We start from the raw sequence: 9,469 nt of genomic DNA, 5'->3' as shown, positions 1-9,469 counted from the left end.
GTTTCCCGCGACGGGTCTTGTGTGTTCAATTCGGGTTGCTGGCGGTGGGTCTAGCGACCAGAGCCAGCGACGCTGCTTAGCGCCAGAACGGCTTGCTCAGCTCTTCGTAGCGTTGTGCTTCGCTAATCCCGGCGTCAGCCAGCAGACGCGAATCCAGACGAGCCAGTTGATGGCGGCTGGAGATGCGGCGCTGCCACAGCATCAGGTTGGCGATAACGCGCAGAGGCAGGGAAGCCTGGGTGTTTACAGCTTTGTCTTCGAAGAACAGTTCGGAACTGAGTGTACGTTCCATGGTTGACATCCTTCCGCTTGTGGCGGGATTAGGTAGTGGTTTAACTGGTGCCCATGATCCTCTCGTTTGGCCAGACTCTCTAGATACAGTTCACCTGTATTGTGAGTGACCAGTTAACTGTTTATAGAGGGTGTATGGGTAAAAATCGCGCAAACTGTACCTGTCTGCGCTTATTTGGTGCATTTTTACCCAATTCGATGATTCGAGTAGGCAAAAGCCGTAGGAAAAGACCGGTACAGCAGTACAGTTTTTGACGGCTGCGGTGGATTTCAGAATCCCGCTGGCGAAACTGTGTTTGCGCCAGCGGTAAATCTGTGCGGATTACACCGCCAGCATGCGTCCGGTTTCTTCCAGATTGATGTGCCAGCTCAGGGCGTCACGCAGGATATGCGGGGTGTGGCCGCCAATGGCGCAGGCTTTGTCGAAGTAGTCGTTCAGCGCCTGGCGGAAATCCGGGTGCACACAGTTATCGATGATGACCCGGGCGCGTTCCCGTGGCGCCAGGCCGCGCAGGTCTGCCAGGCCCACCTCGGTCACCAGGATGTCGACGTCATGCTCGGTATGGTCGACGTGGCTGACCATTGGCACCACGCTGGAAATCGCGCCGCCCTTGGCGATCGACTTGGTCACGAACACCGCCAGGTGTGCGTTGCGCGCGAAGTCGCCCGAGCCGCCGATGCCGTTCATCATCCGCGTGCCGCAGACGTGGGTGGAGTTGACGTTGCCATAGATGTCGAACTCAAGGGCCGTGTTGATGCCGATGATGCCCAGACGCCGCACCACTTCCGGGTGGTTGGAGATTTCCTGCGGGCGCAACACCAGCTTGTCTTTGTACTTCTCCAGATTGCCGAACACGTCGCTGTTGCGCCGCTCCGACAGGGTGATCGAGCTGCCCGAGGCGAAGCTCAGCTTGCCCGCATCAATCAGGTCGAAGGTGGAGTCCTGCAGCACTTCGGAGTACATGGTCAAGTCTTCGAACGGCGAATCGATCAGCCCGCACATCACCGCGTTGGCAATGTTGCCGATCCCGGCCTGCAGCGGTCCGAGCTTGTTGGTCATGCGCCCGGCATCGACTTCCTGCTTGAGGAAGGTAATCAGGTGATCGGCGATGGCTTTGGTATCGACATCCGGCGACGACACGGTGGACGGCGAGTCCGACTGCTGGGTGATGACGATGGCGACAATCTTCTCCGGCGGGATCGGGATCGCGGTGCTGCCGATGCGGTCGTCGACCTTTACCAGCGGAATCGGCGTGCGGGTCGGGCGATAGGTCGGGATATAGATGTCGTGCAGACCTTCGAGGTTGGCGTTGTGTGCCAGATTGATCTCGACGATCACGTGTTTGGCGAAGATCGCGAAGCTCGCCGAGTTACCCACCGAAGTGGTCGGCACGATGTGGCCCTGTTCGGTGATGGCCACGGCTTCGATCACGGCGATGTCCGGCAGCTTCAGTTGCTGGTTGCGCAATTGCTCGACAGTTTCCGACAGGTGCTGGTCGATGAACATCACTTCGCCGGCGTTGATTGCCTTGCGCAACGTGCTGTCGACCTGAAACGGCATGCGCCGCGACAGCACGCCAGCCTCGGTCAGTTGCTTGTCGAGGTCGTTGCCCAGGCTGGCGCCGGTCATCAGGCTGATCTTCAGCGGCGTGACCTTGGCTCGCTCGGCCAGCGCATGGGGCACGGCCTTGGCTTCGCCGGCGCGGGTGAAGCCGCTCATGCCGACGGTCATGCCGTCCTCAATCAGCGCAGCGGCGTCGGCGGCGCTCATCACTTTATCCAACAACGAAGGCAGGCGAATACGGTCACGGTACATGGATTATTTTCTCGGGCAGCGAGTAGCAGGATGCGCAGTCTAGTGAATTTCGCGAGCGCCTGTCCCGCTACCAAGGTCGCAAACGAGGCGTCTATTTAGCGGGTTTCAAGTAAAACACCGTTACTGGATCTGCAACAACGCGGCAAATTGTCCGACGTTTTGCGTAAACAAAAACGCCCCGACAAGTCGGGGCGTCCGGTGAAGCAGCGAGCGAGTTATTCGACCGCTTTGACCATGTCTTCGATGACTTTTTTCGCGTCGCCGAAGACCATCATGGTCTTGTCCAGGTAGAACAGTTCGTTGTCCAGACCGGCATAGCCGCTGGCCATCGAGCGCTTGTTGACGATGATGGTCTTGGCCTTGAACGCTTCGAGGATCGGCATGCCGGCAATCGGCGATTTCGGATCGTTCTTGGCGGCCGGGTTGACCACGTCGTTGGCGCCGAGCACCAGCACCACGTCGGCCTGGCCGAACTCGGAGTTGATGTCTTCCATCTCGAACACTTGGTCGTACGGCACTTCGGCCTCGGCCAGCAGTACGTTCATGTGGCCAGGCATCCGACCGGCCACCGGGTGGATCGCATACTTCACGGTCACGCCATGGTGGGTCAGCTTCTCGGTCAGCTCTTTCAAGGCGTGCTGTGCGCGAGCCACCGCCAAGCCGTAACCCGGAACAATGATCACGGTGTCGGCGTTGGTCAGCAGGAAAGTCGCGTCGTCAGCCGAACCGGATTTCACCGGACGGGCTTCCTTCTCACCGGCAGGACCGGCATCTGCTGTATTGCCGAAACCGCCGAGCAGTACATTAAAGAAGGAACGGTTCATCGCCTTGCACATGATGTACGAGAGGATCGCACCGCTCGAACCCACCAGCGAGCCGGCAATGATCAGCATCGAGTTGTTCAGCGAGAAGCCGATACCTGCCGCCGCCCAGCCGGAATAGCTGTTGAGCATCGACACCACCACCGGCATGTCGGCGCCGCCGATCGGGATGATGATCAGCACGCCCATGACGAACGCCAGGGCCAGCATCAGTGCGAACGCGGCGAGGTTGCCGGTCAGCATGAAGGTGACGCCGAGGATCAGCGTTGCCAGACCCAGTACCGCGTTCAGCTTGTGCTGACCGCTGAACTGTACCGGTGCACCCTGGAACAGACGGAACTTGTACTTGCCCGACAGCTTGCCGAACGCAATCACCGAACCGGAGAAGGTGATTGCACCGATGGCTGCGCCGAGGAACAGCTCCAGACGGTTACCCGCCGGGATCGAGTCGCCCAGTTGCTTGACGATGCCCAGCGACTGCGGCTCGACCACGGCGGCGATGGCGATGAACACCGCTGCCAGACCGATCATGCTGTGCATGAACGCAACCAGTTCCGGCATCTTGGTCATTTCAACGCGCTTGGCCATGATCGAACCGGCGGTGCCGCCGATCAGCAGGCCGACGATCACATAGCCAATACCGGCGGTGGCCAGCTCAGCGCCCAGCTTATAGATGAGGCCGACAGTGGTGATGATTGCCAGCGCCATGCCGAGCATGCCGAACAGGTTGCCGCGGCGCGACGTGGTCGGGTGCGACAGCCCCTTGAGGGCCTGGATGAAGCAGATCGACGCGATCAGGTAGAGCGTCGTGACGAGGTTCATGCTCATTACTTAGGCGCCTCTTCTTTTGCTTTCGGGGCTTTCTTCTTGAACATCTCAAGCATGCGGCGGGTCACCAGGAAGCCACCGAACACGTTGACCGCAGCCAGTGCCACGGCGAGGGTGCCCATGGTCTTGCCCAGCGGGGTGACGGTCAGTGCGGCCGCGAGCATGGCGCCGACGATCACGATCGCCGAAATGGCGTTGGTCACTGCCATCAAGGGCGTGTGCAGCGCGGGTGTAACGTTCCAGACCACGTGGTAACCGACATAAATCGCCAGCACGAAGATGATCAGGTTGTAGATACCGGGGGAGATAAGCTCTTCCATCGTCTGAATCCCTGCTTAGGCGTTTTTGCGGATGACTTGGCCGTCGCGGCACATCAGGCACGCGGCGACGATGTCGTCTTCGAGGTTCACTTCGAACTGGCCTTCTTTGGTGAAGACCAGCTTCAGGAAGTCCAGCAGGTTGCGTGCGTACAGCGCCGAGGCATCTGCGGCGACTTCACCGGCAAGGTTGGTCGGGCCGACGATGGTCACGCCGTTCTCGATCACGACCTGATCGGCCACGGTCAGCGGGCAGTTGCCACCCTGAGCGGCCGCGAGGTCGATGACCACCGAGCCGGGTTTCATCTGCGCCACGGTGTCTGCGCTCAGCAGCGTCGGTGCCTTGCGGCCCGGAATCAGTGCGGTGGTGATGACGATGTCAGCCTGCTTGGCGCGCTCGTGCACGGCCTGGGCCTGACGCTGCATCCAGCTCGCCGGCATCGGGCGTGCGTAACCGCCGACGCCGACCGCGCATTCGCGTTCTTCATCGGTCTCGTAAGGCACGTCGACGAACTTGGCGCCGAGGGACTCGATCTGTTCCTTCACGGCCGGACGTACGTCGGACGCTTCGATGACGGCACCCAGACGTTTCGCCGTGGCAATCGCCTGCAACCCGGCCACACCGGCCCCCAGAATCAGCACGCGCGCCGCTTTCACGGTGCCCGCAGCGGTCATCAGCATCGGCATGAAGCGCGGATAGTAGTGAGCGGCCAGCAGCACGGCCTTATAGCCGGCAATATTCGCCTGGGATGACAGCACGTCGAGACTCTGGGCCCGGGAGGTACGTGGTGCCGCTTCCAGGGCGAACGCGGTAATCCCGCACTCGGCCATCTTCGCGATGGTGTCGTTGTTGAACGGGTTGAGCATGCCCACCAGCACCGTTCCGCGCTTGATCAGCGTCAGTTCGGCATCGCTTGGCGCGACCACTTTGAGAATCAGCTCGGCGCCAAACGCGTCATTGGCACTGCCAATGGTTGCGCCTGCCGCTTCATAGGCACTGTCGACAACGCTGGCTTTAACGCCGGCGCCGGTTTGCACAGTGACCTTATGACCTTGGCTGATCAGCTTTTTAATGGTTTCCGGGGTTGCAGCAACCCGTGTTTCACCGGTCTGGGTTTCGAGAGGAACACCAATGTGCACGTCAAATCTCCTGCGTGATCTTATTGAGTAAACCCATGCACTACGGATGGTGCGACTGGGGCGGCCGATCAGCACGATCCCGCCAAATCAGGGCGGGGCGCGGCATTTTGCAGGCGAAGTTTATGCCCTTCAAGGGATTATGACGGGTGACGGAAAATTAACTACAAGTCATCCCGTGACCGAATGTCGCAGATGGCCAGTTGAATCCCTTGCAGGCCGTGCCTTTCAAGGATTCTGGATGAATTTGAAGATTTTTCTCATCGGTGACGTGAATAGGCCGCAATGAGTCGTGAATGGGGGCTCAAAGCCACGTCGTCAGGCGCTTGTGGGACGTCTGTACGACTTTCGGATACAGTCTGTCGATTTGCGACAAATAGTTATATCTGTAGGGCTTTAATTTTCCTGACTACGGGGTTAGCAATCGCTGAAACCCTTTAGCCTTCTAGGTTGTAGCTGTGTGCTTGGTTCACCAGCCAGTCGCGAAAAGCCTTGAGTGACGCGGATTCGACCTTTCGCTCCGGAATCATCAGGTAATACGCCTTGATGCTGGAGAGCGCGTTCGGGTTGGCAATCACCAAGCGTTTCTCGGCCAGTTCGCGCTGAATGAGGAATGGTGGGATCAGCGCGATACCCATGTCATGCATGGCCGCCTGGGCCAGCATGGAGAATAGCTCGTAGCGCGGACCTGTCATGTCGCGGGGGATGTTCAGGTGCTGCGAGTTGAACCACTGTCGCCAGGCGTAGGGGCGGGTGGTTTGCTGGAGCAGCGGCAGATCGGCGATTTCTTCAGGTGTCAGATGCGTCTTGTTGCCGAGCAGGACGGGACTGCATACAGGCATCGGATTCTCGCCCATCAGCCTGTGGGATTCGGTACCGGACCAGTCGGCATCGCCAAAGTAAATGGCGGCATCGAAGTCGGTATCGGCAAATAGGAACGGGCGGGTGCGGTTGGTCAGGTTGACCGTCACTTCCGGATGTTTGAGCTGGAAGTCCTTCAGTCTTGGCAACAGCCATTGCGTGCCGAAGGTGGGCACCACGGCGAGCTCAATCACATTGGTGCCTTGCTGACCCATCACCGACAGGGTGTCGCGCTCAACGGCGTCGAGTTGGGTGGCGACCCGACGACTGTAGGAAAGGCCCGCTTCTGTCAGCTTCACCCCGCGACGCGAGCGTCGGAAGAGTTCGACGCTGAGGAAGTCCTCCAGGCTGGCGATCTGTCGGCAAATGGCGCCCTGGGTGAGGGAAAGTTCTTCAGCGGCCTTGGTAAAGCTCTCGTGACGGGCAGCAGCCTCGAAGCTGATCAGGGCGGTGGTGCTGGGTATCTTGCGGCGCATGTACGTCAACCTCACTAATACATCGCTTAATCGGCATCTCGCGACGTTTCGGAGTGAGAAATTAGCACAACAGGATGCGAAATCCTCGTTTGCCGGGATGGGGAAGCGCGCCTAGGATCAATGCCACGTTAATTCACCCGATTTGCGAGGACTCACTCATGGGCGGTAAAGCTAGCTTCAACTGGATCGATCCACTGCTGCTGGATCAACAGCTGACTGAAGAAGAACGCATGATCCGCGACACTGCCGAGCAATTCGCCCAGCAGAGCCTCGCGCCGCGCGTGCTCGAAGCCTTCCGCCATGAAAAGACTGACCCGGCGATCTTCCGTGAAATGGGTGAGGTCGGCCTGTTGGGCGCGACCATCCCCGAGCAGTACGGTGGCAGCGGCCTCAACTACGTCAGCTATGGCCTGATCGCTCGTGAAGTCGAGCGTGTCGACTCTGGCTACCGTTCGATGATGAGCGTGCAGTCTTCGCTGGTGATGGTGCCGATCAACGAATTCGGTACCGAAGCACAGAAACAGAAGTACCTGCCGAAGCTGGCTTCCGGCGAGTGGATTGGCTGCTTCGGTCTGACCGAGCCGAACCACGGTTCCGACCCGGGCGCGATGATTACGCGTGCACGCAAAGTGGAAGGCGGCTACAGCCTGACCGGCGCCAAGATGTGGATCACCAACAGCCCGATCGCCGATGTGTTCGTGGTCTGGGCCAAGGACGATGCGGGCGACATCCGTGGTTTCGTTCTGGAGAAGGGCTGGAAAGGTCTGAGCGCTCCGGCGATTCATGGCAAGGTCGGTCTGCGCGCTTCGATCACCGGCGAAATCGTCATGGACAACGTGTTCGTGCCGGAAGAGAACATATTCCCAGACGTGCGCGGTCTGAAAGGTCCGTTCACCTGCCTCAACTCCGCACGTTATGGCATCTCTTGGGGCGCGTTGGGTGCTGCCGAGTTCTGCTGGCACACCGCTCGCCAGTACACCTTGGATCGTCAACAGTTCGGTCGTCCGCTGGCCGCCACTCAGTTGATCCAGAAGAAGCTGGCTGACATGCAGACCGAGATCACTTTGGCACTGCAAGGCTGTCTGCGTCTGGGCCGCATGAAGGATGAAGGCACTGCTGCGGTTGAAATCACTTCGATCATGAAGCGCAACTCTTGCGGCAAGTCTCTCGAGATCGCCCGCATGGCGCGTGACATGTTGGGCGGCAACGGGATATCCGATGAATTCGGCGTGGCCCGTCACCTGGTCAACCTGGAAGTGGTGAATACCTATGAAGGCACTCACGACGTTCACGCGCTGATCCTCGGTCGTGCGCAGACCGGCCTGCAGGCGTTCTATTAATAGGAGAGCGACCATGGGCGCGCTGTCGCATCTGCGGGTACTGGATTTATCGCGAGTGCTGGCCGGCCCATGGGCCGGGCAAATTCTTGCTGACCTTGGGGCGGAAGTGATCAAGGTCGAGCGCCCGGGCAATGGTGACGACACTCGCGCCTGGGGGCCGCCCTTCCTGAAGGACGCTTATGGCGAGAACACTAGCGAGGCGGCTTATTACCTGTCGGCCAATCGCAACAAGCAATCGGTGACGATCGACTTTACGCGTCCCGAGGGCCAGAAGCTCGTTCGGGAGCTGGCAGCCAAGTCCGACATCCTGATCGAAAACTTCAAGGTGGGTGGTCTGGCGGCGTATGGCTTGGATTACGAGTCGCTGAAGGCGATCAATCCGGATCTGATCTATTGCTCGATCACCGGTTTTGGTCAGACCGGACCGTATGCCAAGCGTGCGGGTTATGACTTCATGATCCAGGGGCTTGGCGGGCTGATGAGTCTGACCGGGCGACCTGAGGGTGATGAAGGTGCCGGGCCGGTGAAGGTGGGTGTGGCGCTTACGGATATCCTGACGGGGTTGTATTCGACCGTGGCGATTCTGGCGGCATTGGCTCACCGTGATCACGATGGCGGCGGGCAGCATATCGATATGGCGTTGCTGGATGTGCAGGTGGCTTGTCTGGCTAACCAGGCGATGAATTACCTGACGACGGGCAATGCGCCAAAGCGGCTAGGGAATGCGCACCCGAATATCGTGCCGTACCAGGATTTTCCTACGGCCGATGGCGACTTCATTCTTACCGTGGGCAATGACGGGCAGTTCCGCAAATTTGCCGAAGTGGCGGGGCAGCCCCAGTGGGCGGACGATCCGCGTTTCGCGACTAATAAGCTGCGGGTGGCGAACCGTGCGGTGCTGATTCCGCTGATTCGTCAGGCTACTGTATTCAAGACAACTGCAGAGTGGGTGGCTCAGTTGGAGCAGGCAGGTGTGCCGTGTGGGCCGATCAATGATCTGTCACAGGTATTCGAGGATCCGCAGGTGAAGTCTCGCGGGTTGGCGATTGAGCTGCCTCACGCGCTGGCGGGGATGGTGCCGCAGGTGGCCAGCCCGATCCGGTTGTCGCGGACGCCTGTCGAGTATCGCCTTGCGCCTCCTTTGTTGGGCGAACACACCTTGGACGTTTTGCAGCGGGTGCTGGGTCTTGGGGCTGGAGCAGTGGCTGCGATGAAAGAGGATGGAGTGCTCTGATGGTTCTCTCTCTATATAGAAGGGGTGCTGAATCCTTTTCTATATAGAGGGAATTGGATGTTTTTTGGCCTATCCGCAAGTTATTGAAAGAAAAGCGAAATTAAGGGTTGACGGCAGATCCTGAGTCTCTATAATTCGCCCCACTTCCGGCGCAGACGAAACGGAAAACTCCTTGAGATTCAATGAGTTAAGTAGGTTTCGAAGGCGGGTCGCTTCAGTTCATCGAAGCCTGGAAGGAGTTGGAAATGTCGACTTGTTCGGCGCTTTTAACGGTTCGATCTTCTCGGTCGAAAGCGGAGAAAAAGAGGTGTTGACAGCGGCGTGTAACGCTGTAGAATTCGCCTCCCG

8 protein-coding genes are annotated in these 9,469 nt (G+C 59.1%); 2 read left to right on the top strand and 6 right to left on the bottom strand.

All coding sequences use genetic code 11. The features are described from left to right. Positions 1–76: 76 nt before the first annotated feature. From C1X29_RS27965 to C1X29_RS27940, 6 genes are all read right to left on the bottom strand, one after another. The gene (locus tag C1X29_RS27965; RefSeq protein ID WP_007911656.1) at positions 77–292 is read right to left on the bottom strand and encodes a DUF1127 domain-containing protein; all 216 of its coding nucleotides are present in this window, start codon (positions 290–292) and stop codon (positions 77–79) included. A gap of 321 nt (positions 293–613) precedes the next feature. After that, the gene (locus C1X29_RS27960; protein WP_064592552.1) at positions 614–2,107 is read right to left on the bottom strand and encodes an acetyl-CoA hydrolase/transferase family protein; all 1,494 of its coding nucleotides are present in this window, start codon (positions 2,105–2,107) and stop codon (positions 614–616) included. Between the two features lie 215 nt (positions 2,108–2,322). After that, the gene (locus C1X29_RS27955; protein WP_085613551.1) at positions 2,323–3,756 is read right to left on the bottom strand and encodes an NAD(P)(+) transhydrogenase (Re/Si-specific) subunit beta; all 1,434 of its coding nucleotides are present in this window, start codon (positions 3,754–3,756) and stop codon (positions 2,323–2,325) included. Beyond that, positions 3,756–4,076, bottom strand: a complete 321-nt coding sequence (locus C1X29_RS27950) for an NAD(P) transhydrogenase subunit alpha (protein WP_003220416.1) — start codon at positions 4,074–4,076, stop codon at positions 3,756–3,758. Before C1X29_RS27950 ends, C1X29_RS27955 begins: the two co-directional genes overlap by 1 nt. Positions 4,077–4,091: 15 nt before the next feature. Then, positions 4,092–5,213, bottom strand: a complete 1,122-nt coding sequence (locus tag C1X29_RS27945) for a Re/Si-specific NAD(P)(+) transhydrogenase subunit alpha (RefSeq protein WP_011331831.1) — start codon at positions 5,211–5,213, stop codon at positions 4,092–4,094. A 434-nt stretch (positions 5,214–5,647) separates the two neighbouring features. Further along, positions 5,648–6,547, bottom strand: coding sequence for a LysR family transcriptional regulator (locus tag C1X29_RS27940; RefSeq protein ID WP_102688255.1), 900 nt, complete (start codon positions 6,545–6,547; stop codon positions 5,648–5,650). A 158-nt stretch (positions 6,548–6,705) separates the two neighbouring features. Between C1X29_RS27940 and C1X29_RS27935 the strand changes: the two genes are divergently transcribed. Together C1X29_RS27935 and C1X29_RS27930 are read left to right on the top strand one after the other, a co-directional pair. Next, a complete protein-coding gene (locus tag C1X29_RS27935) occupies positions 6,706–7,887 on the top strand; it encodes an acyl-CoA dehydrogenase (RefSeq protein ID WP_064379316.1) in 1,182 nt (393 codons plus the stop codon). A 13-nt stretch (positions 7,888–7,900) separates the two neighbouring features. Beyond that, positions 7,901–9,121, top strand: coding sequence for a CaiB/BaiF CoA-transferase family protein (locus C1X29_RS27930; RefSeq protein ID WP_102688256.1), 1,221 nt, complete (start codon positions 7,901–7,903; stop codon positions 9,119–9,121). The last annotated feature ends 348 nt before the right edge of the window (positions 9,122–9,469 follow it).

Origin of the sequence: Pseudomonas sp. GW456-12-10-14-LB2, from assembly GCF_002884345.1 — a bacterium.
Lineage (GTDB): Bacteria > Pseudomonadota > Gammaproteobacteria > Pseudomonadales > Pseudomonadaceae > Aquipseudomonas > Aquipseudomonas paraglycinae.
This window is presented reverse-complemented; position numbering and strand designations above follow the sequence as displayed.